This window comes from Streptomyces sp. NPDC079141, assembly GCF_040686775.1.
GTDB lineage: Bacteria > Actinomycetota > Actinomycetes > Streptomycetales > Streptomycetaceae > Streptomyces.
In genome coordinates, this window is record NZ_JBFBLP010000008.1 from 11,384 (window position 1) to 35,462 (window position 24,079).

A 24,079-nucleotide genomic window follows, 5' to 3' on the forward strand; every position below is an offset into this window, starting at 1 on the left:
ATCGGACACCATCTTTGTGCACGCGTTCACAAAGACATAGCCTGCTTTCGACGGGGCGGTCTGGGGACGTATGACCGCCTGCAGCCCCGCTCTACCCGCAGGAGCACCGTGGCAACTGGCCGAACTCACCGACCGGCGACCCGTAGCCGAGGGATTCCCGAGGCCACCGTCGCCCGGCTTCCGCTGTACCTCCGCGCGCTGACCGCACTGTCGGAGCGCTCGGTACCCACGGTCTCCTCCGAGGAGCTCGCGGCCGCCGCGGGGGTCAACTCCGCGAAGCTGCGCAAGGACTTCTCCTACCTCGGCTCCTACGGGACCCGGGGCGTCGGCTACGACGTCGAGTATCTCGTCTACCAGATCTCCCGCGAACTGGGCCTGACCCAGGACTGGCCGGTTGTGATCGTAGGCATCGGTAACCTCGGCGCCGCGCTGGCCAACTACGGCGGCTTCGCCTCGCGCGGTTTCCGTGTCGCGGCGCTCATCGACGCCGATCCCGCAATGGCCGGAAAGCCCGTGGCCGGGATCCCCGTGCAGCACACCGACGACCTTGAGCGGATCATCGAGGACAACGGTGTGTCCATCGGTGTCATCGCCACGCCCGCCGGTGCCGCCCAGCAGGTCTGCGAGCGGCTCGTCGCCGCCGGGGTCACCTCCATCCTGAACTTCGCGCCGACCGTGCTGTCCGTCCCGGACGGCGTCGACGTGCGCAAGGTCGACCTCTCCATCGAGCTGCAGATCCTCGCCTTCCACGAGCAGCGCAAGGCCGGCGAGGAGGCCGCCGCGGCCGAGGGCACGGTTCCGGCCGCCACCACGCGGAGCGACTCCGCCGATCAGGGGCCCGACGGGGACGTACCCGCCGTGATGCCGGCATGAGTCTCCTCGTCGTCGGGCTGAGCCACCGCAGCGCACCGGTCAGCGTGCTGGAGCGGGCGGCGCTGAATGCGGACGCGCAGATCAAGCTGTTGCAGGACACCGTCGCCGCCGAACCGGCCACCGAGGCCGCGGTCCTCGCGACCTGCAACCGGATCGAGCTGTACGCCGACGTGGACAAGTTCCATGCCGGTGTGGCCGAGCTGTCCACGCTGCTGGCCCAGCACAGCGGGGTCGGGCTCGACGAGCTGACTCCGTATCTGTACGTGCATTACGAGGACCGGGCCGTCCACCATCTGTTCTCCGTGGCCTGCGGGCTCGACTCGATGGTCGTCGGCGAGGGGCAGATCCTCGGCCAGATCAAGGACTCCCTGGCGCGGGCGCAGGAGCTGCACAGCGCCGGGCGGCTGACGAACGACCTGTTCCAGCAGGCGCTGCGGGTCGGCAAGCGTGCGCACTCCGAGACCGGTATCGACCGGGCTGGACAGTCGCTGGTCACCTTCGGGCTTGAGCAGCTGGCTCGCGGTACGGCGGTGCAGGACTGGGCGCGGGGCAAGAAGGCGCTGGTGATCGGTGCCGGGTCGATGTCCTCGCTGGCGGCGGCGACGCTGGTGCGGGCGGGGGTGGGCGAGGTTGTCATCGCCAACCGGACTGCCGATCGGGCCGAGCGGCTTGCGGAGATTTTGAACGACGGTGTTGGTGGTGTGGCTCGCGCGGTGCCGATGGGTGCTGTGGCGGATGAGCTGACACGTGCCGATGTTGTGGTGTCCTGTACCGGGGCTACGGGGCTGGTGCTGACTGCGGATGTGGTTGCAGCTGCGGTTGAGGGGGCGCTGGACGCTGGTGTCGGCCGGGGGTCGGTCGCGCAGCCCGGCGCTTACGGGGTGCCGCCTCTCTTTGGCAGCGGGGCCGCCCCAGGCGGCACGCATGCCCGCAGCCTGACGGGTGAGGCGAGCGGCGCTGCTGCCCGCAGCCTGACGGGTGAGGCAAGTGGCGCTGCTGCCCGCAGCTGGGCGGCGGGTGCTGACGAGAACTGTCCGCTTGATCTGCCTGCCACCGCTGGGTTCTCCGTGCTCGGGGAGGCCGCTGTTGCCGGGATGGGTGCTGCCGAGTTGGAGCAGCATGCCGTCTGGGTGGACAACGGGAGCGTGCGCCCGCAGAGTGCGGCCGATGAGGCTGACGCGATTGCCGCGCTGGCCGCCGCCGCTGCCACTGTCGGGCGGATTCCTGAGCGGCGTCGGCCCGAGGCGGTCGTTGAGGCGCCCGAGCCCGTGCTCTTCCTTCTTGATCTTGCGATGCCCCGTGACATCGACGCCGCCGTGCACCGGATGGCCGGGGTGCGGCTGGTGGACATCGAGTCGCTGGCCGAGGCCTCGGCCGACGCCCCGATGGCCTCCGACGTCGACCAGGTCCGCCGTATCGTCTCCGACGAGGTCGCGGCGTTCGGGGCGGCGCTCAGGGCCGCGCACATCACGCCGACCGTCGTGGCGCTGCGGAGCATGGCCGCCGATGTCGTGGCCGGTGAGATCGCCCGGCTCGAAGGGCGGCTGCCCGGGCTCGACGACAAGCACCGCGCCGAGATCACCCAGACCGTGAAGCGCGTCGTGGACAAGCTGCTGCACGCGCCGACCGTACGGGTCAAGCAGCTCGCGGCCGAGCCCGGCGGTGCCGGGTACGCGGACGCGCTGCGGACCCTGTTCGACCTCGACCCGGAGACGGTTGCCGCCGTCTCGCGGGCCGAGAAGAGCACTGATGAGAAAGACCGAGGGCCGGCATCATGAGGGACAAGGCGCTACGGCTCGGGACCCGGCGGAGCAAGCTCGCCATGGCCCAGTCCGGGCTGGTGGCGGACGCCGTGAGCCAGGTGACCGGGCGGCCCGTCGAGCTCGTCGAGATCACCACGTACGGGGATGTGTCGCGGGAGAACCTCGCGCAGATCGGCGGCACGGGTGTGTTCGTGACCGCATTGCGGGACGCGCTGCTGCGCGGCGAGGTCGACTTCGCGGTGCACTCGCTGAAGGACCTGCCGACCACGCAGCCCGAGGAGCTGACGCTGGCCGCCGTCCCCGTCCGCGAGGACCCGCGGGACGTCATCGTCGCCCGCGACGCGCTGAAGTTCACCGACCTGCCGCGCGGGGCGCGCATCGGTACGGGTTCGCCGCGCCGCATGGCCCAGCTGAACGCGTACGCCCGCGCCCATGGGCTGGACATCGAGACGGTGCCGATCCGCGGGAACGTCGACACGCGGATCCGGTACGTGCACGACGGTGAGCTGGATGCGGTGGTGCTGGCGGCCGCCGGCCTGAACCGCATCGGGCGCATCGACGAGGTGACCGACTTCCTGTCGGTCGACACAGTTCTGCCCGCCCCCGGCCAGGGGGCCCTGGCGATCGAGTGCACCGCGGACAACGCGGACCTCATCGCCGCGCTCGGTGAGCTCGACGACCCGTTCACGCGGGTCGCCGTCACCGCCGAGCGGTCACTGCTCGCCGCCCTGGAGGCCGGCTGCTCCGCCCCTGTGGGCGCGCTGGCCGACCTTCTGGCCGACGGGCAGATTGTCAAGGAAATGCGCCTGCGGGGCGTCGTCGGCACGACCGACGGCACTCGTACGGTGCAGCTGTCCACCACCGGTCCCGTGCCCGAGACGCACGAGCAGGCGCTGGCGCTCGGTCGCGAACTCGCTGCCGAGATGCTTGCCCAGGGCGCGGCCGGTCTGATGGGGGAGCGAGCACATTGAGCCCCACCACCCTTCCCGCCGGCCTCGAACACGGGCACGTCACCTTCCTCGGTGCCGGACCCGGGGATCCGGGACTGCTGACTCTGCGCGCCGTGGAGGCGCTGGCGAACGCGGACGTTCTCGTCGCCGAGCACGAGGTGCTCGACGTCGTACGTGTGCACGCCAGGCCGGGCGTAGCCGTCGTGAACACGGAGACGGATCCTTCGTCGGACCCCGTTCCGGGCACAGGCACGCCTCAACTAGCGGTTGTTGACGGCGCGTCAACGACCGCTGGGGCACCCGCCGCGCGGGATGCCGCACATCTTGTCATGGAGGCCGCGCGGGGCGGCAGGCGGGTCGTGCGTGCGGTGTCCGGGGATCCCGGGCTCGACACGTACGCCGCCGAGGAGATGCTGGCGTGCGCCGCGGCCGGGGTGCCCTTCGAGGTGGTCCCCGGTGTCGCGGCCGCGGTCGGCGTGCCCGCGTACGCCGGTGTGCCATTGCGGGACGCCCAGGGCGCGGACGTGCGGTTCGTGGACGCGCGCACGGCTTCCGACCGGTGCTGGACGGAGGTGGGTGCGTCGGACGGGACCGTTGTCGTCTCGACGACGCTCGACTCCGTCGCCGCTGCCGCCGGTGAGCTGGTGGCGGCCGGCCGCAAGCCCGATACGCCGATGACGGTCACGGTCGCTGGTACGACCACTCGTCAGCGGACGTGGACGGCGACGCTGGGCACGATCGCGCAGACGCTGAAGCAGGCCAAGGTGCTGCCGTCGCCGGACGGCGGTCGGCCGGTGATAGCCGTGGTCGGTGAGCGTTCCGCCGCCGCGCAGCGCGACCAGCTGTCGTGGTTCGAGTCCAAGCCGCTGTTCGGCTGGAAGGTGCTCGTACCGCGGACGAAGGAGCAGGCGGCGTCGCTCTCCGACCAGCTGCGGTCCTACGGGGCCGTGCCGCACGAGGTGCCGACGATCGCCGTCGAGCCGCCGCGCACGCCCCAGCAGATGGAGCGCGCGGTCAAGGGCCTGGTGACGGGCCGCTACGAGTGGATCGCCTTCACCTCGGTGAACGCCGTCAAGGCCGTGCGGGAGAAGTTCGAGGAGTACGGGCTCGACGCGCGGGCGTTCGCGGGCATCAAGGTGGCCGCGGTCGGGGAGCAGACCGCGAAGGCGCTGATCGCGTTCGGTGTGAAGCCGGATCTGGTGCCGAGCGGGGAGCAGTCGGCCGCCGGGCTGCTGGAGGACTGGCCGCCGTACGACCCGGTGTTCGATCCCATTGACCGGGTGTTCCTGCCCCGGGCGGACATCGCGACCGAGACCCTCGTCGCCGGGCTCATCGAGCTGGGCTGGGAGGTCGACGACGTCACGGCGTACCGGACCGTGCGGGCCTCGCCGCCGCCGGCGGACACCCGTGAGGCGATCAAGGGGGGTGGCTTCGACGCCGTTCTCTTCACGTCGTCCTCGACCGTGCGCAACCTGGTGGGCATCGCCGGCAAGCCGCACAACGTGACGGTGATCGCCTGTATCGGTCCGGCCACGGCGAAGACCGCCGAGGAGCACGGGCTGCGGGTCGACGTGATGGCTCCGGAGCCGTCCGTGCACAAGCTGGCGGAGGCGCTCGCGGACTTCGGTCTGCGGCGCCGGGCCGCGGCGGTCGAGGCCGGGGATCCGGTGACTCGGCCGAGCGAGCGGAGGCCGGGGGCGCGCAGGCGTCGTACGACGACCTAGGCGTTACGGGCGTTACGGCTGCGCGGGTGCGACCGTGTGGCCGTAACGCAGCAGGTTCTGGGGGTCGTACGTCGACTTCGTCCGTTGCAGACGGTGGTAGACCTCCGGGGTCCAGGCGCGGGCGCGGTCCGTGGCGTCGCCCGGGGTGCCGTGGAGATTGACCATGGTGCGGCCGGTGCCGTACGGGGCCATCGCGGTGTTCAGAGACTGCGTGGCCTGCTCGACCGCCTCGGCCGCGGGGGGTGCGGCCAGGACGCCGACCGCTTCCAGGAGGTACTCGGCGTCGCGGGCGCAGACCGCGTCGTCGACGGGGGCGGGGCGGGAGAGCGCGCCGCCCATGTGGCGGATCTCGATCAGGAGCAGGGGGCAGTCGGGGGCCTCGGGTCCCACCTCGGCGAGGAATGTCCGGATGGCCTCCTCGGGCAGGTCGCGCAGCAGGGCGCAGGACTCGCGGGCGGGGAGCGGGTCCTGGGGGTCCATGTAGACGCGGTCCACGGCGGTGTAGTCCATCTCCTCCACCGTGTCCACGACGACCGGTGCGGCCGCGCGGAGCGGTGCCAGCAGGTTCTCGCCCTCGGCCGCATCGCCCGTCCAGGCCAGGCAGACGCGGGCCCAGAAGCGGCCGCGGAAGGGCTCGGGGATCTCCGGGAACGGGGGCAGCCGCAGCAGGCTGAACGTGCTGTTCATCTCCATCGGCACCGTGCGGGTCCAGTCCGCCCAGGCGCGCAGCAGGGGCTCGGCGTCCTCGCCCGCGCAGTAGATGCCGCCGCCCAGGATGCGGGAGAGCGGGAGCAGGTCGGTGACCAGGGACGTCACCACTCCTACGTTGCCCTTGCCGCCGCGCAGTGCCCAGAAGAGGTCCGGTTCGTGGGTCGCGTCCACCTTGCGGAGGGTGCCGTCCGGGGTGACCACGTGGAAGGAGCGGACCAGGTCGGCCGCGTAGCCGTAGGTACGGCCGAGGACGGGGAGGCCGCCGCCGAGGGCGTAGCCGACGACGCCCGCGTCGGTGGACGAGCCGTTGAGTGCGGAGAGGCCGTGGGGGGCGGATGCCTCCAGGACGTGGCTCCACTTCGCTCCCGCGGCGATCGTGGCTGTGCGGGTGGCGGGGTCGACCGTTACGTCCGTCATGCGGGCCGTGCTGATCAGGAGGCCTCTTTCGATGGGGAAGTTGGCGCCGTGGCCGGTGGCCTGGACGGCTACGGGGGTGTGGGTGTCGGACGCCCAGCGGAGGGCGGCCACGATGTCGTCCGGGCCGGTTGCTCCGACGACGAGTTCCGGGGTGTGCAGGGCGGCGAGATTGAAGCCGGTGACTTCGTCCGCGTAGCCGTCGTCGCCGGGGCGCAGGACCGGGCCCCGGATGTCCGAGAGGGCGAAGCGGTCGGGGGTCTGGTGGGGGGTGTGGTGGGGGTGGGGGGTCGTGGTCATGGGGTCCTCCGCGGCGCGAGTACGGAGGGACGGCGGCGGTCGGAGATCTGCGGCGGCCGTCGGGGTCCACTTGTTGATCCGGTTCTTTCAGGATCGCGCTGGGGTGGGTGGGGCGCATGTGGGGGGCGGGGGGCTGGCGTGGGTCGTGTGGTGCCCTGGGTGGGGGCCGGCGTGGGGGTGGGTCGCGCAGCCCGGCGCTAGCGGGGTGCCGCCTGCGCCCACCCGTGCCGCCCCAGGCGGCACTCATGCCCGCAGGATCAGCGGCTCCATCCGCACCGCCTGCCGGGGTGGGCGCCGCCTCAGCTGCACGCGTGCCCGCAGCTGGCAGCGCCCCGAAGGGGCGCGGGGAACTGCGCGAGTAACCCCCACCGGCCTGCACTTGCGAGGGATACGTGTCACCCCCCTACCCGCCACCCCGCGGAGCGCCCCGCCGACACTGAGTCGGCATCGGGGTTCCTGGGGCGGGCGTAGCGTAGGTGGTATGTCGACGTATGGATCCTTTCCCGGTACCCGGCCTCGGCGGCTGAGGACTACTCCCGTTATGCGGCGGATGGTTGCCGAGACGCGGCTGCACCCGGCCGACTTCATCCTTCCGGCGTTCGTGCGTGAGGGTGTCAGTGAGCCGGTGCCGATCGCGGCGATGCCGGGCGTCGTACAGCACACGCGGGACAGCCTGAAGAAGGCGGCCGCGGAGGCCGTGGCCGCCGGGGTCTCCGGGATCATGCTCTTCGGGGTGCCGGAGGAGTCCAAGAAGGATGCGCTCGGGACTCCCGGGACCGACCCGGAGGGGATTCTGCAGGTCGCCATCCGGGACGTGCGGGCCGAGGTGGGCGACGAGCTGCTCGTGATGTCCGACCTGTGCCTGGACGAGACCACCGATCACGGGCATTGCGGGGTGCTCGACGCCGAGGGGCGCGTCGACAACGACGCCACCCTGGAGCGGTACGCCGAGATGGCTCAGGTGCAGGCCGACGCCGGCGCCCATGTCGTAGGGCCCAGCGGGATGATGGACGGGCAGATCGGGGTCGTTCGGGATGCCCTCGACCAGATCGGGCGGGAGGACGTGGCCGTGCTTGCTTACACGGTCAAGTACGCCTCCGCGTTCTACGGTCCGTTCCGGGAGGCCGTCGGCTCGTCGCTGCAGGGCGACCGGAAGACCTATCAGCAGGATTCCGCCAACGTTCGTGAGTCCATGCGGGAGTTGGCGCTGGACCTGGAGGAGGGGGCCGACATGGTGATGGTCAAGCCTGCCGGGCCCTACCTCGACATCCTGGCGAAGGTCGCCGAGGCCGTCGATGTGCCGGTGGCCGCCTACCAGATCTCCGGCGAGTACTCGATGATCGAGGCCGCCGCCGAGAAGGGCTGGATCGACCGGGACCGCGCGATCCTGGAGACGCTCACCGGCATCAAGCGGGCCGGCGCGCGCAACATCCTCACCTACTGGGCCACCGAAGCGGCCCAGATGCTGCGGTAGTTCATCGTCGACGGGACGACACGACAAGGCACGGCACACAGCGGACAGGTTCCCTCGGTCCGGATCCCGGAAAGCTGCTTGTAAGCGGCATGCATATGCCTAGGCTGCGCAGGAGCCGATCGAAGGAGCCGTGTCATGAGTGTCGTTGAGTCCGCGTCAGCCCCTGCCCGCGCGTCCCTTCCGCCGCTCGCCGCGCGGGCCCGCTCGATCGGTGGTTCGCCGGTGCGGGACATCCTCGCCGTCACCGCACGCCCCGAGGTGATCAACTTCGCGGGCGGGCTGCCGGCGCCGGAGCTGTTCGACGTGGACGGGGTCGCCGCCGCGTACCGGGCCGTCCTCGCGGACGTTCCCGAGCAGGCGCTCCAGTACTCCACCACCGAGGGCGTGCCGGGCCTGCGCCAGGCGCTCGCCGCGCGGATGTCGGTGCGGGGGCTGCCCACGGACGCCGACGACCTGCTGGTCACCACCGGCTCGCAGCAGGCCCTGTCCCTGCTCGCCGCCGCGCTCGTCGACCCGGGCGACACCGTCCTCGTCGAGGACCCCTGCTATCTCGCGGCCCTCCAGGTCTTCGGGCTGGCCGGGGCCCGCGTGGTGGCCGTGCCCGGTGACGAGCACGGCGTCGACCCCGCGGCGCTGGAGGAGTGCGTGCTGCGCGAGCGGCCCAAGCTGCTCTACACCGTCCCCACTTTCCAGAACCCCACCGGCCGCACCCTGCCCGGCGAGCGGCGCGCCGCCCTCGCCGCCGTCGCCGCGCGGCACGGGCTGTGGATCGTCGAGGACGACCCCTACGGGGAGCTGCGCTTCGAGGGCGAGCGCGTGCCGTGGATCGCCTCCCACGAGGACGCCGCCGACCGGACCGTCCTCCTCGGCTCCTTCTCCAAGGTCATGGCCCCCGGCATGCGGCTCGGCTGGCTGCGTGCCCCCGCCGACCTGCGCCGCGCCTGCGTCGTCGCCAAGCAGGCCGCCGACCTGCACACCCCGACCGTCAACCAGCTCGCCGCCGCCCGCTACCTGGCGGACCAGGACCTCGACGCGCACGTGGCGCGGGTCGCCGCCGTGTACGGCGAGCGACGGGACGCCATGCTCGCCGGGCTGCCGGACGCCCTTCCCGACGGCGCCACCTGGAACCGGCCCGAGGGCGGGATGTTCCTCTGGGTGCGGCTGCCCTCGTCGTACGACACCACGGCCCTGCTGCCGGAGGTCGTCGGGCACGACGTGGCGTACGTCCCCGGCGCCCCCTTCCAAGCCGGTGAGGCCGACCGTTCGACGCTGCGGCTGTGCTTCGTGACGGAGACGCCGGAGCGGATCCGGGAGGGGCTGCGCCGGCTCGGGGAAGGGCTCGGGGCCTAGGCCGGAAGTCCCGGGGCGGATGCGGCTGGGGACCGCCGACGGGGCGGGGGCGGCTGCCTAGGGTGAAGGCATGTCCGACACAGAGCAGCAGCAGGCGCAGACCGTGGCGTTCGACCTGGACGCCTACCTCGGGCGCATCGGATGGGACGGCGAGCGCAGCGCCGGGATCGCGACTCTCCGGGGGGTGCATCTCGCGCACGCGCGGGCCATCCCCTTCGAGAACCTGGACGCCGTGAGCGGTACCGCGCCCTCCCTCGAACTCGCCGACCTCATGGCCAAGTTGGTGCACGGCCGGCGCGGCGGCTACTGCTACGAGCACAACACCCTGTTCCAGCACGCGCTGGAGGCACTCGGCTTCCGGGTCACCACACTGGCCGCCCGCGTAGTCCTGGGCGCGGACCGTATCGACAGCCGCCCCCGCACCCACATGCTGCTGCTCGTCCACGCCCCGGGCGACCCCCAGCCGTACGTCGCCGACGTGGGCTTCGGGGCGATCGGCGCCCTGCTGGAGCCGGTTCCGCTGACGACGGGCGTCGAGTTCGAGGGCGCCGGCCGCCGGCACCGGCTCATGCACGTCCCGCACGAGGGGCCGCTGGAACTGTGGGCACTGGAGGCCCGCGAAGGCTCCTCCTGGCAGGCGCAGTACGCCTTCACCCTGGACCCGTTCGAGAGGCCCGACTACGAGGTGTTCAACTGGCATGTCGGGACCAACCCGCGCTCCCCGTTCACCCGGAGCATCTACGTCCAGCGCGTGACCGCCGACCGCCATGTCCTCCTCCACGGCCGCGTCCTCACCGAGACCCGCGCCGACGGCACGGTCAGCGAACGCAAGATCGCGGAGGAGGACGTCGAGCGGGTGCTGGAGGAGGAGTTCGGGATCGGCTAGGGGCCCACCCGCCGGCCGACGCACTCCCTTCTCCCGTCCGCCGCCCCGGGCTCGAAGCAGGCCCGGACCGTGGCTCCGGGGCGGGCCGCCGTCATCGGGGTGTACACATAGGACTCCGCGTCGACGTCGTCCCTGATCCGGGCGGCGCGGGTCGGGCCGCCCGCGGTCACCTCCAGCCGGTCGCCGACGCGCGTACCCCACATCCGGGCCCAACTCGCCCCACACGCCTTGTTGTAACGCAGCTCCAGGCGGGCGCCGGACGCCGTGCGGTACTCGGCAAGCGTGGCCGGGCCCCGGCCGCACCCCATGTGCATCGGGTCCTGCCCCTCGCAGGAGGTTCCCTGGCAGCGCGGGCCCGGGGCGGAGGACGTCACGGACGCCCGCTGCCCGCCGTCGCCGCCCGGGATCAGTACGAGCGCCGCCGCCAGCCCGCCGGACAGGAGGACCGCACACACCGCCGCGAGGGGTGCGATCCTGCGGGGCTGCCGCCCGGTCGGCGGCTGCGCGGGCACGCTCGCGCTCGCCGCCCGCCCGCTCCACTCCGCCTCGGCCAGCTCCCACAGCGCCAGGCAGCGCCCCTCCGGCTCATGGGCGATCCGGCACAGATCCCGGACGGCCTGGCGCGGCGGCAGCGTCTTGCCGTTGAGGTAACGCTCCCAGGACGACTTGCTGTACGTCGTCCGCTCGGCCAGCGCCGCCAGGCTCAGGCCGGTACGGGACCTCAACTCCCGTAGCTCGGCGGCGAGTCGGGGGCCGGTCATCCGCGCAGCGCCTTCCAGGTGTGCGGGCCGATGATGCCGTCCACGACCAGACCGTCCCGCCGCTGGATCCGCTTGACCGCGCCCTGCGTCAACGGGCCGTAGATCCCGTCGACTTCACCCGGCGCAAACCCCGCCCGCCGCAGCAGACACTGCGCCTCCGCAACCTCCGGACCGGCCCGGCCGTACGTCAAAATGGCGTCCTGGGTACGGCTGTTGCCCGCATACCAGCGGCCGTCGGCCCCACGCTCGACCCGGCAGTCGTACGACGGCCGCGACCGCGACTCCGACGGAGGCCGTGGCGGCGGCGCCGCTTTCTCCCCGCCGCCGTCCGTGGACTGCACGATCAGCACGACCGCCACGGAGACCGCCACGACCAGGGCCACCGCCCCCGCCACGAACGCGATCCGCAGCGAACGCCCGCGCGGCTTGCCGGCCTCGGCCCACGCACTCGTACGCCACGCCTCCGCCGCGACCTCGTGCAGCGCCAGCAGCCGGACCGGGTCGTCGCCGCCGATCCGGGCCATCGCCTCCACGGCCTCCCGGGGCGGCAGCGACCTACCGCCCAGATACCGCTCCCACGACTTCGCGCTGTACCCCGTCTTCGCGGCCAACTGCCGCATGCTCAGCCCGCTGTGGTCCTTCAGCCGACGTAGCCGTACCACCAACTGGCGCACCGGCCGGCTCAGTTCCTCGGGAAGCTCTTTCCACCGCGCCATAACCAGAAAGTACGGACCTCACCGGACGGCGGTGCCCACAGCCGCATGGAACCGGCCACCGCGCCCGTCCCGCGCCACCGTCCCGCCGGACCACGTCCCCGCAGGTCAGCGCGCGGGACGTCCCGCGAGGACGTCACTTCCTCGGTGCGGGTGGCGGGGATCGGTCGCCGCCCCGCAGCCTCATTGCCATCGACGCCCATCCCAAGGGGGAACAACATGCGCGCTCTGACAAGGACCCTCGTCGGTGTCACCACCGCCGCCGGGCTCGCCGTAGGGAGTCTGGCGGCCACGGGCACCGGCTTCGCGGCGACCGCGCAGGACAGCAGGCCGGCGGTGAGCGCCGAGGCCGTCGCCCCGCTCGCCGTCAACAACCTCGGCCTGAACACCACCCAGGCCAAGAACTGGCAGTGCTGGCTGCGCAACACGGGCTACAACCCCGGCCCGATCGACGGAAGGCTCGGCACCAAGAGCTGGAAGGCCGCCCAGAAGAAATTCAACGACATGCGCCTCGGGGCCGGACGGGTCGACGGCGTCGTCGGACCCAAGACGGTCAAGGCGCTCCAGCGCTATCTGAACATCTACCACTACGGCCTTGTCATCGACGGGATCGCCGGACCGAAGACCAGGGCCGCGTTCGCGCACTTCAACCGCATCGGCTGCTGAGCCGCGAGAACGCCGCGGCCCGTCCTCCCAGCGGGGGAGAGGACGGGCCGCGGTACCGGACTTCGCTAGAGCCGCTCGGGCGTCCTGATGCCCAGCAGCGCCATGCCCTGGTGGAGGGTGCGGGCCGTCATGTCGCACAGGAACAGCCGGTTCTCGACCTGGGCGGGGCTGTCGGCCTTCAGCACCGGGCACTTGTCGTAGAACGACGTGTACAGCGACGCCAGCTGGTAGAGGTACGCCGCCAGCTTGTGCGGCGCGTACTCCGCCGCCGCCTCGAACACCGTGCCACCGAACGCGTCCAGGTGCAGGCCCAACGCCCGCTCTGCCGGGGCGAGTTCGAGCTCCGGGTGCGCGACCGGCCTGGTCTCGCCCGCCTTGCGCAGGATCGACTGGATACGGGCGTACGCATACTGGAGGTACACCGACGTGTCACCGTTCAGCGACACCATCTGGTCCAGGTCGAACTTGTAGTCCCGGTTCGGCGACGTCGACAGGTCCGCGTACTTCACGGCACCGATACCGACCTGCGCGGCCCGCTCCTGGATCTCGTCCTCGGTGAGATCCAGCGCCTTCTCCCGTACGACCTCGGCGGCCCGCTGCACCGCCTCGTCCAGCAGATCCTCAAGCCGTACGGTCTCGCCCTCACGCGTCTTGAACGGCTTGCCGTCCGCGCCCAGGACCGTGCCGTAGCCCATGTTGTGCGCGGTGACGTGCTCGCTCAGCCAGCCCGCCCGCCGGGCCGCCTCGAAGACCATCCTGAAGTGCAGCGACTGGCGCACGTCCACGACGTACAGCAGCGTCGTCGCGTGCAGGTCGAAGACACGGTTGCGGATCGCGGTCAGGTCGGAAGCCGCGTAGCCGAAGCCGCCGTCCGCCTTCTGCACGATCAGCGGGACCGGCTGGTCGTCCTTGCCGCGGATGTCGTCGAAGAAGACCACGAGCGCGCCCTCGGAGCGGACGGCGACGCCCATCTCCTCCAGCAGGCGGGCGGTCTCGGGCATGCCCTCGTTGTACGCGGACTCGCCGACGATCTCCTCGTCCCGGATCTCCATGTCCAGCTTCTCGAAGACCGAGTAGAAGTAGACCTTCGACTCGTCCACGAACTGCTGCCACAGCTCCAGGGTCTCCTTGTCGCCGGACTGCAGGGCCACGACCCGCTTCCGCGCCCGCTCCTTGAACTCCTCGTCGGAGTCGAAGACCGCGCGCGACGCCTTGTACACCCGGTTCAGGTTCGACATCGCCTGCTCGCCGTCGACCTCCGAGGCCGGGGCCAGCTCGCCCGGGTTCTCCAGCAGGTACTGGATGAGCATGCCGAACTGGGTGCCCCAGTCGCCGATGTGGTGCCGGCCGATCGTCCGCTCGCCGGTGAAGTCGAGCATGCCGCGCAGCGCGTCGCCGATCACCGCGGAACGCAGATGGCCGACGTGCATCTCCTTCGCCACGTTCGGCTGGGCGTAGTCGACGACCGTGATGCCCGCGTTCTCGTTCAGCGGCACGCCGAGACGCTCGCCGTCCGCGTACCGCGCGGCGAGGTTCTCGGTGATCGCCCTGTCGGTCAGCGTGATGTTCAGGAAGCCGGGGCCGGAGACCTCGATGTCCTTGATCACGTCACCCGTGACGACCTGGGAGACGACCTGCGTCGCCAGCTCCCTCGGGTTGGCCTTCGCCTGCTTGGCCAGCGCGAGGACACCGTTGGCCTGGAAATCGGCCCGGTCACTGCGTCGCAGCAGAGGGTCCGCGGAGGTCTCCGGCACGGCGGCGGAGATCGCGGAGGTGAGCTGCTGTTCGACGGAGTCGCTGAGGGACGTGACCGGAGCCATAGGAGTGGGTGCCGTTCTCCTCGTGGGGATCGATAGACACGGTCAGTATCCCATGGGGGGTAAAGCCGTTTTTCCGGCCGCACGTGGGTCTGTGACAATGGAGCGTCACCCGTTCAGAAAGAAGGACGTGCCGATCGTGGCTCAGAGCACCGAGACCACCGACTGGGTCTCCCGTTTCGCGGATGAGGTCATCGAGGAGTCGGAGCGTCGGGCCCCGGGCAAACCGGTCGTCGTCGCGTCCGGTCTCTCCCCGTCCGGCCCCATCCACCTGGGGAACCTGCGCGAGGTCATGACCCCGCACCTCGTGGCCGACGAGATCCGGCGGCGCGGCCACCAGGTCCGGCACCTGATCTCCTGGGACGACTACGACCGCTACCGCAAGGTGCCCAAGGGCATCGACGGGGTCGACGAGGACGCCTGGGCCGAGCACATCGGCAAGCCGCTGACCTCCGTCCCGGCGCCGGTGGGCTCGGCGTACCCGAGCTGGGCCGAGCACTTCAAGGCCGCCATGGTCGAATCGCTCGCCGAGCTGGGCGTCGAGTTCGACGGCATCAGCCAGACCGAGCAGTACACCTCGGGCGTCTACCGCGAGCAGATCCTGCACGCCATGAAGCACCGCGGTGACATCGACGCGGTCCTCGCCCAGTACCGGACCAAGAAGGCCCCCGCCAAGAAGTCGCAGAAGCCCGTCGACGAGGCCGAGCTGGAGGCCGCCGAGGGGTCCGGCGCGGCCGGCGAGGACGACGGCTCCCTGGGCGCCGCCGGATACTTCCCGTACAAGCCGTACTGCGGCAACTGCGAGAAGGACCTGACCACCGTCACGTCCTACGTCGACGACACCACCGAGCTGTCGTACACCTGCAACGCGTGCGGCTTCGCCGAGACCGTGCGGCTGAACGAGTTCAACCGCGGCAAGCTGGTCTGGAAGGTCGACTGGCCCATGCGCTGGGCCTACGAAGGAGTCGTCTTCGAGCCGAGCGGCGTCGACCACTCCTCGCCCGGGTCCAGCTTCCAGGTGGGCGGCCAGATCGTCGGGATCTTCGGCGGCAAGCAGCCCATCGGACCCATGTACGCCTTCGTCGGCATCAGCGGCATGGCCAAGATGTCGTCCTCGCGGGGCGGCGTGCCCACGCCCGAGGACGCCCTCAAGATCATGGAGCCGCAGCTGCTGCGCTGGCTCTACGCCCGCCGCAGGCCCAACCAGTCCTTCAAGATCGCCTTCGACCAGGAGATCCAGCGGCTCTACGACGAGTGGGACAAGCTCGACGCCAAGGTCGCCGACGGCTCCGCGCTGCCCGCCGACGTCGCCGCGCACTCGCGTGCCGTGCGCACCGCCGGTGGTGAGCTGCCCACCACCTCCCGGCCGATGCCGTACCGGACCCTCGCGTCCGTCGCCGACATCACCGCCGGACACGAGGACCAGGCCCTGCGGATCCTCTCCGAGCTCGACCCGGCCAACCCGCTCGCCACCCTCGACGAGGCCCGGCCGCGGTACGACAGGGCCGAGGCCTGGATCAACACGCACGTGCCCGCCGACCAGCGGACCATCGTGCGCGACGAGCCGGACGCCGACCTGCTGAAGTCCCTCGACGAGGCCTCCCAGCAGTCGCTGCGCCTGCTGCTCGACGGGCTGGCCGACCACTGGTCGCTGGATGGCCTGACCCACCTCGTGTACGGCGTGCCCAAGGTGCAGGCCGGATTCTCCGCCGACGCCACCCCCAAGGACCTGCCGGCCGAGATCAAGACCGCCCAGCGCACGTTCTTCGCGCTGCTCTACCACCTGCTGGTCGGCCGCGACACCGGCCCGCGGCTGCCCACCCTGCTCCTCGCAGTGGGACAGGAGCGGGTGCGGGCCCTGCTCGGGGCATAAGCGGTACTACGCCGAAGGGGGCGCCGGTGATGCACCGGCGCCCCCTTCGGCGTACTCGTACGCGCGCTCAGGCGATGTGGTCGTCCTGCAGCTCCGCCGTGTGACGGTTGGTGAAGCGGTTGACCATACGGTCGGCCTCACGCGCCGGCAGCTTGACGCCGTACGTCGTCTCCACGTCGCCCCGGAACTGGCCCGAGGTCGGGTAGCTGCCGTCTATCGACTGACGGAAGACCTGGTAGTAGTCCTCCTCCGTCGGCTCCGGAGAGCCGCCGCCCTCGCCGAGCTCACGCGTGCGACCGGGGGACACCGGGATGGGGAAGCTGCCCGTCTCCTCCGGGTCCGGGGAAGGCTCCTGGACCGGGAGCTCCTCCTGGAACTGCTCGGCCGCCTGCTGATAGGCGTACCACTGGTCGTAGTCCGGCTCGAACGTGGGGTCGTAGCCGCCGTGGTACTCGATCTGCTGCGGCGCCTCGAACCAGGGGCTCTGCTCGGGCTCGGGCTCCCGGGCCGGCCGACCGGCCTCGGGCCCGCCGACCAGCTCGGGACGCTGCTCACCGGGGGCAACCGCCGTCTGCGGATCCGGGGCCGCCCCGGCCGGACGGGCAACCGCGGCCTGCGCGGGCAGCACCTGCGGCTCGATGCCCGCCGCCGCCAGGCCCGCCGGAGCCGTCTCCGCCAGAGGAACGCCGTAGCGGGCCAGACGCAGGGGCATCAGGGACTCGACCGGGGCCTTGCGACGCCAGGCCCGGCCGAAGCGGGAGCGCAGCCGTGCCTGGTAGACGAGACGTTCCTGCTCCAGCTTGATCACCTGCTCGTAGGAGCGCAGCTCCCACAGCTTCATCCGGCGCCACAGCAGGAACGTGGGGACCGGGCTCAGCAGCCAGCGGGTGAGGCGGACCCCCTCCATGTGCTTGTCCGCCGTGATGTCCGCGATCCGGCCGATCGCGTGCCGGGCCGCCTCCACGGCCACCACGAACAGCACCGGGATCACCGAGTGCATACCCACGCCCAGCGGATCCGGCCAGGCCGCCGCACCGTTGAACGCGATCGTGGCCGCCGTCAGCAGCCACGCCGTCTGACGCAGCAGGGGAAACGGAATGCGAATCCAGGTCAGGAGCAGGTCCAGGGCCAGCAGCACGCAGATGCCCGCGTCGATGCCGATCGGGAACACATAACTGAAGTTCCCGAAGCCCTTCTTGACGGCCAGCTCACGGACGGCGGCGTACGACCCGGCGAAGCCGATACCGGCGATGATCAAGGCGCCGAACACGACCACGCCGATGAGAACGCGGTGCATCCGTGTCAGCTGTATAGGCGCGGCCACCCGTACTCCCCTCCCCTTGCGTGTTGTTGCGCGCAACAGGGTGGCACATGTGTGCGGGGCACGGGTGGCCGGTAGGGGGCGTCAGCTCTTCTTCGTAGCCGATTTGGAAGGAGAAGCGGAGGCGGAAGTGGACGGGTCGGCGCTCGCCGAGGAGCCGTTCGCCTCCGTCACCGCCGCCACCGCCTCCTTCGCGGCCTTCTTCGCCAGCTTCATCAGCGTGTCCGCGCTCGGCGTCTTCTCGCCCGCCAGACCCGCGCCGTTGTAGTCGAGCGTGATGACCACGTTCTCGACCCGGGCCACGATCGTCTGCTGCTTGAAGGAGCCTTCCTTCTTCTTCAGGTCGTAGCGCACGGCCGTCGCCGCGTCACCCGTCCCCGTGACCGGCTCCGACTTCACGTTCTTCGCGCCGTCCACCGCCTGGACGTCGTTGACCTGCTTCTCGTAGTACTCCTGCGCCAGCTTGTCGCCCTCGCCGCGCGTGACATCGGACTCGAAACGCAGCAGCGAGACATTCAGCCAGCGGAACTGCGAACCCTTCACGCCGTTGTTGTCCAGGCTGCTCCAGGAGCAACTCGCCCGCGACGCCGTGTCGTCCGACTTGCCCTCCTTGCCGGACTTGGCACCCTCCGGCACGAGATCGGTCAGCGTGTCCTTCACCAGCACCTTGCACGCCTCCGGCAGCGTGCCGTACGCCGCCGCCTGCACCGTCGGCGACGCACTCGCCGAAGCCGACGTCTCGGCACCGGAGTTCTTGCCCGGCTCGTCCGAGCCGGAGTCCGACGAGCAGCCGGCGGCAAGCAGCATCACCGGGACGGCGGCCGCGCTGAGAAGAACGCGGCTGACGCGCTTCGCTCGCTGGTCACAGAGGTCTCGCTGTGCTGATCGCATGGTTCCTTCACTCATCACGCTGCTCGTGCTCCTGCGGTCGGATCGGGTCCGAGGGGCCACGGTACGCGGTGAGGAACCCGTACGTTCCTGATTCGCCGTCTTCACGAACGGCCCCCCAAAGCCCTCAGCCGGCCAGCGACTCCGCCAGTTCCGCCGCCAGATTCCGCGCCCTGTCCTGCATTTCCTTGCTGTCCGGGACGACACCCACCGTCGCCGGCTGCTCCTCGTACTGGATGGTCACGATGACATTCGACGTGCGGAACGCCACAGTCACCGTCCGCTGCTCGGCCGTCGAACCGGCACTGCTCAGCGCGTCGTCGAGGAACGCCTCGTCGCCCAGATCGTCCAGAACGCGCGGCTGGAGATCGGCCGGAGGAACGGACGGCGAGGAGGACGCCGACGCGGACGCCGAATCCGAAGGAGACGCGGAAGCGTCGGCCGTGCTCGACGGGCTGCCGCTCTCCTCGGCGTCAGGGCTGCTGGTGGCCGGCTCCGGAAGATCCGCCGCCACCCGCTTCGTCGCGAAGACCTGCTCCGCCTCACTGTCGTCGCTCACGGCGTTGTCGTACGACACCACCCGGTCGAAATCGACGAAGAGATGATCGGTGGCATCCGCCGACTCCACCTTCCAGCGGCACCCCACCTTGCGATCGGTGTCGTACGTCACCGTCGCCGTACCCTCGTACGCCTTCTCCTGCTGCTCCTCGTCCGCGATCTCCTGGATGCCGGGCAGCAGCGAGTCGAGCGTGCCCTGACTCACCGCGCCACAGGCCTCAGGAAGCGTGCGGTACCGGCCCGGCTCCGCCGTCGGCGACGCCGTACCGGAGTCGCCCGGATTGGAGTTGTCCGTCGAGCCCTCGTCCGCGGAACCGCCGGTGCAGCCGACCAGCAGCGCCGCGAGGAGTGCGGCGACGCCGGATACATACGCCTTCCGCTGCACGGTCGGCTCCTCTCGGTGCTGGTTAATCGCTTGCCGGGCCGGGGTGCCCCCTGGAGACAATGTGTATCGCACGCACTGCTGTGAACGCCGGTCCGTCGTCCCTTTCGTTGACCTTGGCGCCAGCTTTTGCGATTTGAGACTTCTGAGATTTTTACTGCTTTTCGGGGGAACGAGGACGATATGTCGTACGTAGAGATACCGGGCGCGAAGGTTCCGATCCGCATGTGGGCCGACCCGACGACGGTCGAGGACGGGGCGATGCAGCAGCTGCGCAATGTCGCGACCCTGCCGTGGATCAAGGGCCTGGCGGTCATGCCGGACGTGCACTACGGCAAGGGCGCGACGGTCGGGTCGGTCATCGCGATGCGGGGCGCTGTGTGTCCCGCGGCGGTGGGCGTGGACATCGGCTGCGGAATGTCGGCCGTCAAGACCTCGCTGACCGCGAACGATCTTCCGGGGGACCTGTCCCGGCTGCGCTCGAAGATCGAGCAGGCGATTCCGGTGGGGCGGGGGATGCATGACAGTCCTGTTGATCCGGGACGGATGCATGGCTTCGGTACGGCCGGGTGGGACGACTTCTGGGGGCGGTTCGACGGGGTTGCGGATGCGGTGAAGTTCCGGGAGGAGCGGGCCACGAAGCAAATGGGCACGCTCGGCTCCGGAAATCACTTCTGCGAGGTTTGTGTGGATGAGTCCGGTTCAGTGTGGCTCATGCTGCACTCCGGTTCCCGGAACATCGGCAAGGAACTGGCCGAGCACCACATCGGTGTGGCCCAGAAGCTCCCGCACAACCAGGGCCTGGTCGATCGTGACCTGGCGGTCTTCATCGCGGACACTCCGCAGATGGCGGCGTACCAGAACGACCTCTACTGGGCGCAGGAGTACGCGAAGTACAACCGCACGATCATGATGGCGCTCCTGAAGGACGTGATCCGCAAGGAGTTCAGGAAGGCGAAGCCCACCTTCGAGCCGGAGATCTCCTGCCACCACAACTACGTCAGCCGCGAGCGCTACGAGGGCATGGACCTGCTGGTCACCCGTAAGGGTGCGATCCGGGCGGGCTCCGGGGAGTACGGGATCATCCCGGGTTCCATGGGCACGGGCTCGTACATCGTGAAGGGCCTCGGCAACGAGAAGTCCTTCAACTCGGCGTCGCACGGCGCCGGTCGGCGCATGAGCCGTAACGCCGCGAAGCGCCGCTTCTCGACGAAGGACCTGGAGGAGCAGACGCGGGGCGTGGAGTGCCGTAAGGACTCCGGCGTCGTGGACGAGATTCCGGGCGCCTACAAGCCGATCGAGCAGGTCATCGATCAGCAGCGGGACCTGGTCGCGGTCGTGGCGAAGCTGAAGCAGGTCGTCTGTGTGAAGGGCTGACGCTCTGTGTGCGGGGCCCGGGCCGGTGCGGCCCGGGCCCCGCACGTGTCAGGTGAGCCGCTTCTCCAGCAGTGTCACCGCGTACGGGCTGCCCGAGCCGCCGTCCTTTGCGGGCTGCTCGCCGACCACCTCGTAGCCCGCGGCCTCGTAGTACTCGCGGAGGCGGGGGTTGGTGGTGAGGCAGTCCAGGCGGGCGTAGGGGCGGCCTGTTGCGGTGATGCGGGATTCCGCTTCTGCCAGCATGCGACGGCCCGTTTCCGGCGGGGCCGTGTGCGGGGTTGTCATCAGGCGGTGGATGTAGCCGGCGTCGGGTGGGCGGGGGCCCCAGGCGGCGGGGTCGGTCCAGTGGAGTTCCCAGGCGCCGGCGAGGTGGTCGCCTGCGTACGCCAGCCAGACCTCGCCGTCCTGCATGCAGTCGCGGAAGTGGGCTTCGTTCTTTTCGCCGGGCTTCCATTGGTCGATTCCGCGGGCCAGTTGCCACAGGGCGGCGGAGTCGCGGAGGCGGACGAGGGCGGGGGCGTCCGGTTCGGCTGCCTTGCGGTAGGTCAACTCGGGCCAGATGGCGGGGGGTTGTTCCAGGAGGTGGGTGCGGAGGGTTTTGCTGACGGCTTCCGCGTCGAGGGACAGGGCGTTGGTCACATAGCCCTCCACCGAGCCGTAGCGGGCCTTCAAGGACGTCAGGAACAGGCGCATCACCGATTCCGGGGCTCTGCCGAAGTGCGGCCAGTTCGGGGACTGGCCGTTGTTTCTTGCCCGCCATTCCGCGAGGAGGGCGTCGGTGGCGAGTTCGGTGAGGGTGAAGTCCTCGATGACGGTGGGTTCGGGGACGCCGAGCAGGGTGAGGGTCAGGGCGGCGATGAGGCCGGTGCGGTCCTTGCCCGAGGCGCAGTGGAAGACCAGCGCGTCCTCGTCGGACTCCGCTGATTTCACGATCAGTTCGAGGGCTTCGCGGATTTCCGCCGTGCCGTCCTCGGCGACTTCCATGTAGCGCTCGGCGAGGTACGGGCCCACGGCCACGTCGGGGCTGCGCGTCGCCTGGTTGTAGGGGCGGTGCTCGATGCTGAGGTTGTGGTACGTGAAGGCGGGGTGGTCCGGGATTCGGCCCTTGTCGTCGATCTCCCAGGGGTAGCGGAGGTCGACGACCGTGCGGATGCCGAGGCCGAGGAAGCGGGACCAGTCGGCCGTGTCCTCGGTCAGTTTGCCGAGGGAGTCCGCGCGGTAGAGGCGGCCGGGGCGGAGACGGAGGCCGTCCTCCGTCGTGTAGCCGCCGAGGTCGCGGAAGTTGTGCAGGGCGTCGAACGGTATGTGTCTGTCCACGCCACAGTTCTACTTCGGTGCGTGCGTCACCGCGTAGATCATGACGAACGCCACGATGTGGATGCCGAACAGGAAGTAGCCGAGCCACCACCACATCTGGCGTTCGTTGTGCGGGTCCTTGTTGCCGTCGGGCACTACAGCTCCCTGTGAACCTTGGTGTTGGAGGCCTGGGCGCGCGGGCGGACCACGAGCAGGTCGATGTTGACGTGGCTGGGTCGGGTCACGGCCCAGGTGATGGTGTCGGCGACGTCGTCGGCGCTGAGGGGGTCGGCCACGCCCGCGTAGACCTTCTCCGCCCTGTCCTGGTCGCCGCCGAAGCGGGTGAGGGCGAACTCGTCGGTCTTCACCATGCCGGGGGCGATCTCGATGACGCGGACCGGGCGGCCGACGATCTCCAGGCGGAGGGTCTCGGCGAGGACGTGGGCGCCGTGCTTGGCGGCGACGTAGCCTCCGCCGCCCTCGTAGGTGCCGTGACCGGCGGTGGAGGAGACGACGACCACCGTGCCGTCGCCGCTCGCGTCCAGCTTCGGGAGCAGGGCCTGGGTCAGGTTCAGGGTGCCGAGGACGTTCGTCTCGTACATCGTGCGCCAGTCGGCCGGGTCGCCGGTGGCGATCGGGTCGGCGCCGAGCGCGCCGCCGGCGTTGTTGACCAGGACTCCGATGGTCTGGAAGGCCGTCGCGAACTCGTCGACGGCGGCGCGGTCGGTGACGTCGAGCTGGTAGGCCGTCGCCTGGTGGCCGGCCGCGTTGATCTCCTCCGCGAGCGCCTCGATGCGGTCCTTGCGGCGGGCGGTCAGGACGACCCGGTAGCCGGCCGCGGCGAGCTGCCGGGCCGTGGCGGCGCCGATTCCGCTGCTCGCGCCGGTGACGACGGCGATGCGAGAGGCGGCGGACGGGGCTGCGCTGGCCATGGGTGCTCCTCGGGCGGGCGTTTACGTTCGTATGACGGGCTCCGGCCAGGATAGGCGGGGGAGGGCGGGGGGTGGTCTGTGATCTCGGTCAGTGGGCGACGCCGGTGGGCCGTGGTGGGAAAATGAGGTGGGTGATCCTTCCAGGCCGGAGGTGGATCATGGGTCAAGCGCGTGAGCTGATGGATCGGCTGACCGAGGCGGTGACCGCCGCGCCGGACATCAAGGCGTTGGCCGAGTTGTTCGCCGAGGACGCGGTTGCTGTCACGCCGGACGGCGGGGAGCTGCGCGGGCGGGACGCCATCGTGGAGTACTGGCAGCAGATGACGGACGCGGTGCCGGACGGGACGTTCGAGCCGGTGGCCGCGTACGAGGTCGGGGACACCGCCATCGACGAGGGCTTCTTCAGCGGCAGGAACACCGGGCCGATTCCGCTGCCGTCCGGGGAGACGCTGCCGGCGACTCAGCGGGACGTCCGGATCCGCGGGGTGGACCTCGCCACCGTCGCGGACGGGCGGATCGTCAGCTACCGGCTCTACTTCGACCAGATGGAGTTCCTGGGGCAGCTGGGGTTGCTGCCGGAGGAGCCCTCGTAGGGGTTCCGCTTCCTAGTCGCCGCGCGGGGCGTACATGATCATGGCCATCCCCGCCAGGCAGATCAGCGCGCCCGTCACGTCCCAGCGGTCGGGGCGGTAGCCGTCCGCGACCATGCCCCAGGCGAGGGATCCGGCGACGAAGACTCCGCCGTACGCGGCGAGGATGCGGCCGAAATTGGCGTCGGGCTGGAGGGTGGCCACGAAACCGTAGGCGCCGAGGGCCAGGACGCCGGCGCCGATCCATGCCCAGCCGCGGTGTTCGCGTACGCCCTGCCAGACCAGCCAGGCGCCGCCGATCTCGAAGAGGGCGGCGACGACGAAGAGGGCGGCGGAGCGGAGGACGAGCATGCGCGCAGCCTTGCACACCCACCGTGAGCCGCCCGGCGTCCCCTGACGTCACCTGATGGACGGCGCCTGGGGTCCGCTCCGCGTGGGATACATCCGTATGACCACATGA

At 70.6% G+C, this 24,079-nt stretch carries 22 protein-coding genes; 11 read left to right on the plus strand and 11 right to left on the minus strand.

The features are described from left to right. Window positions 1–108 precede the first annotated feature (108 nt). Genes AB0Q90_RS22105 through AB0Q90_RS22120 form a run of 4 tightly spaced genes read left to right on the plus strand, consistent with a single transcriptional unit; the run spans window position 109 to window position 5,310 of the window. Window positions 109–873: a redox-sensing transcriptional repressor Rex gene (locus AB0Q90_RS22105; RefSeq protein ID WP_363159415.1), complete on the plus strand. Its 765-nt coding sequence runs from the start codon at window positions 109–111 to the stop codon at window positions 871–873. After that, the gene (locus tag AB0Q90_RS22110) at window positions 870–2,651 is read left to right on the plus strand and encodes a glutamyl-tRNA reductase (RefSeq protein ID WP_363159414.1); all 1,782 of its coding nucleotides are present in this window, start codon (window positions 870–872) and stop codon (window positions 2,649–2,651) included. The genes AB0Q90_RS22105 and AB0Q90_RS22110 overlap by 4 nt, the downstream gene beginning before the upstream one ends. Further along, window positions 2,648–3,607 (plus strand): hydroxymethylbilane synthase, encoded by a 960-nt coding sequence (gene hemC, locus AB0Q90_RS22115; RefSeq protein WP_363159413.1) that lies wholly within the window; start codon window positions 2,648–2,650, stop codon window positions 3,605–3,607. Before AB0Q90_RS22110 ends, hemC begins: the two co-directional genes overlap by 4 nt. After that, window positions 3,604–5,310, plus strand: a complete 1,707-nt coding sequence (locus AB0Q90_RS22120; RefSeq protein WP_363159412.1) for a uroporphyrinogen-III synthase — start codon at window positions 3,604–3,606, stop codon at window positions 5,308–5,310. The genes hemC and AB0Q90_RS22120 overlap by 4 nt, the downstream gene beginning before the upstream one ends. Before the next feature lie 12 nt (window positions 5,311–5,322). Here the strand turns inward: AB0Q90_RS22120 and AB0Q90_RS22125 are convergent, their stop codons facing one another. Beyond that, window positions 5,323–6,735 carry an FAD-dependent oxidoreductase gene (locus AB0Q90_RS22125; RefSeq protein ID WP_363159410.1) on the minus strand — a complete coding sequence of 471 codons (1,413 nt, stop codon included), beginning with the start codon at window positions 6,733–6,735 and terminating at the stop codon, window positions 5,323–5,325. Between the two features lie 481 nt (window positions 6,736–7,216). Between AB0Q90_RS22125 and hemB the strand changes: the two genes are divergently transcribed. From hemB to AB0Q90_RS22140, 3 genes are all read left to right on the plus strand, one after another. Continuing rightward, on the plus strand, window positions 7,217–8,209 hold the full coding sequence (gene hemB, locus AB0Q90_RS22130; RefSeq protein ID WP_363159409.1) for a porphobilinogen synthase: 993 nt from the start codon (window positions 7,217–7,219) through the stop codon (window positions 8,207–8,209). A 135-nt stretch (window positions 8,210–8,344) separates the two neighbouring features. Further along, the gene (locus AB0Q90_RS22135; RefSeq protein ID WP_363159408.1) at window positions 8,345–9,559 is read left to right on the plus strand and encodes a PLP-dependent aminotransferase family protein; all 1,215 of its coding nucleotides are present in this window, start codon (window positions 8,345–8,347) and stop codon (window positions 9,557–9,559) included. Window positions 9,560–9,629: 70 nt separating this feature from the next. Beyond that, window positions 9,630–10,445 (plus strand): arylamine N-acetyltransferase, encoded by an 816-nt coding sequence (locus tag AB0Q90_RS22140; protein WP_363159407.1) that lies wholly within the window; start codon window positions 9,630–9,632, stop codon window positions 10,443–10,445. Here the strand turns inward: AB0Q90_RS22140 and AB0Q90_RS22145 are convergent. Beyond that, window positions 10,442–11,206, minus strand: a complete 765-nt coding sequence (locus tag AB0Q90_RS22145) for a DUF2690 domain-containing protein (RefSeq protein WP_363159406.1) — start codon at window positions 11,204–11,206, stop codon at window positions 10,442–10,444. The two genes, AB0Q90_RS22140 and AB0Q90_RS22145, sit on opposite strands and share 4 nt — an antisense overlap. Next, window positions 11,203–11,922 (minus strand): peptidoglycan-binding protein, encoded by a 720-nt coding sequence (locus AB0Q90_RS22150; RefSeq protein ID WP_363159404.1) that lies wholly within the window; start codon window positions 11,920–11,922, stop codon window positions 11,203–11,205. Before AB0Q90_RS22150 ends, AB0Q90_RS22145 begins: the two co-directional genes overlap by 4 nt. A gap of 216 nt (window positions 11,923–12,138) precedes the next feature. Between AB0Q90_RS22150 and AB0Q90_RS22155 the strand changes: the two genes are divergently transcribed. Beyond that, entirely contained in the window at window positions 12,139–12,585 is a 447-nt protein-coding gene (locus AB0Q90_RS22155; protein ID WP_363159403.1) for a peptidoglycan-binding domain-containing protein, read from the plus strand. A 65-nt stretch (window positions 12,586–12,650) separates the two neighbouring features. Here AB0Q90_RS22155 and argS read toward each other — a convergent pair whose 3' ends face one another. Then, the gene (gene argS / locus AB0Q90_RS22160) at window positions 12,651–14,405 is read right to left on the minus strand and encodes an arginine--tRNA ligase (RefSeq protein ID WP_363159402.1); all 1,755 of its coding nucleotides are present in this window, start codon (window positions 14,403–14,405) and stop codon (window positions 12,651–12,653) included. Window positions 14,406–14,532: 127 nt separating this feature from the next. Here argS and lysS point away from each other — a divergent pair, with 127 nt between their 5' ends. Further along, window positions 14,533–16,275 (plus strand): lysine--tRNA ligase, encoded by a 1,743-nt coding sequence (gene lysS / locus AB0Q90_RS22165; RefSeq protein WP_363159401.1) that lies wholly within the window; start codon window positions 14,533–14,535, stop codon window positions 16,273–16,275. Window positions 16,276–16,342: 67 nt separating this feature from the next. Here the strand turns inward: lysS and AB0Q90_RS22170 are convergent, their stop codons facing one another. The 3 genes from AB0Q90_RS22170 to AB0Q90_RS22180 all read right to left on the minus strand — a co-directional run bounded on the left by AB0Q90_RS22170 (window position 16,343) and on the right by AB0Q90_RS22180 (window position 19,427). Then, window positions 16,343–17,572: a DUF2637 domain-containing protein gene (locus AB0Q90_RS22170; RefSeq protein ID WP_363159399.1), complete on the minus strand. Its 1,230-nt coding sequence runs from the start codon at window positions 17,570–17,572 to the stop codon at window positions 16,343–16,345. A 108-nt stretch (window positions 17,573–17,680) separates the two neighbouring features. After that, entirely contained in the window at window positions 17,681–18,502 is an 822-nt protein-coding gene (locus AB0Q90_RS22175) for a DUF3558 family protein (RefSeq protein WP_363159397.1), read from the minus strand. Window positions 18,503–18,611: 109 nt separating this feature from the next. After that, window positions 18,612–19,427: a DUF3558 domain-containing protein gene (locus tag AB0Q90_RS22180; protein ID WP_363159396.1), complete on the minus strand. Its 816-nt coding sequence runs from the start codon at window positions 19,425–19,427 to the stop codon at window positions 18,612–18,614. A 180-nt stretch (window positions 19,428–19,607) separates the two neighbouring features. On the opposite strand from AB0Q90_RS22180, the gene AB0Q90_RS22185 reads away from it, so the two are divergent. After that, window positions 19,608–20,801: an RtcB family protein gene (locus tag AB0Q90_RS22185; protein WP_363159395.1), complete on the plus strand. Its 1,194-nt coding sequence runs from the start codon at window positions 19,608–19,610 to the stop codon at window positions 20,799–20,801. Between the two features lie 48 nt (window positions 20,802–20,849). Here AB0Q90_RS22185 and AB0Q90_RS22190 read toward each other — a convergent pair whose 3' ends face one another. Genes AB0Q90_RS22190 through AB0Q90_RS22200 form a run of 3 tightly spaced genes read right to left on the minus strand, consistent with a single transcriptional unit; the run spans window position 20,850 to window position 23,029 of the window. Then, a complete protein-coding gene (locus AB0Q90_RS22190) occupies window positions 20,850–22,118 on the minus strand; it encodes a tyrosine-protein phosphatase (protein WP_363159394.1) in 1,269 nt (422 codons plus the stop codon). A 9-nt stretch (window positions 22,119–22,127) separates the two neighbouring features. Beyond that, window positions 22,128–22,253, minus strand: coding sequence for a hypothetical protein (locus AB0Q90_RS22195; RefSeq protein ID WP_363159393.1), 126 nt, complete (start codon window positions 22,251–22,253; stop codon window positions 22,128–22,130). Continuing rightward, complete coding sequence (locus AB0Q90_RS22200; protein ID WP_363159392.1) at window positions 22,253–23,029, minus strand: SDR family NAD(P)-dependent oxidoreductase; 777 nt, start codon at window positions 23,027–23,029, stop codon at window positions 22,253–22,255. Before AB0Q90_RS22200 ends, AB0Q90_RS22195 begins: the two co-directional genes overlap by 1 nt. Window positions 23,030–23,187: 158 nt before the next feature. On the opposite strand from AB0Q90_RS22200, the gene AB0Q90_RS22205 reads away from it, so the two are divergent. Continuing rightward, a complete protein-coding gene (locus tag AB0Q90_RS22205) occupies window positions 23,188–23,622 on the plus strand; it encodes a nuclear transport factor 2 family protein (protein WP_363159391.1) in 435 nt (144 codons plus the stop codon). Window positions 23,623–23,634: 12 nt separating this feature from the next. On the opposite strand, the gene AB0Q90_RS22210 is transcribed toward AB0Q90_RS22205, so the two are convergent. Continuing rightward, on the minus strand, window positions 23,635–23,970 hold the full coding sequence (locus AB0Q90_RS22210; protein WP_363159390.1) for a YnfA family protein: 336 nt from the start codon (window positions 23,968–23,970) through the stop codon (window positions 23,635–23,637). Between the last annotated feature and the right edge of the window lie 109 nt (window positions 23,971–24,079).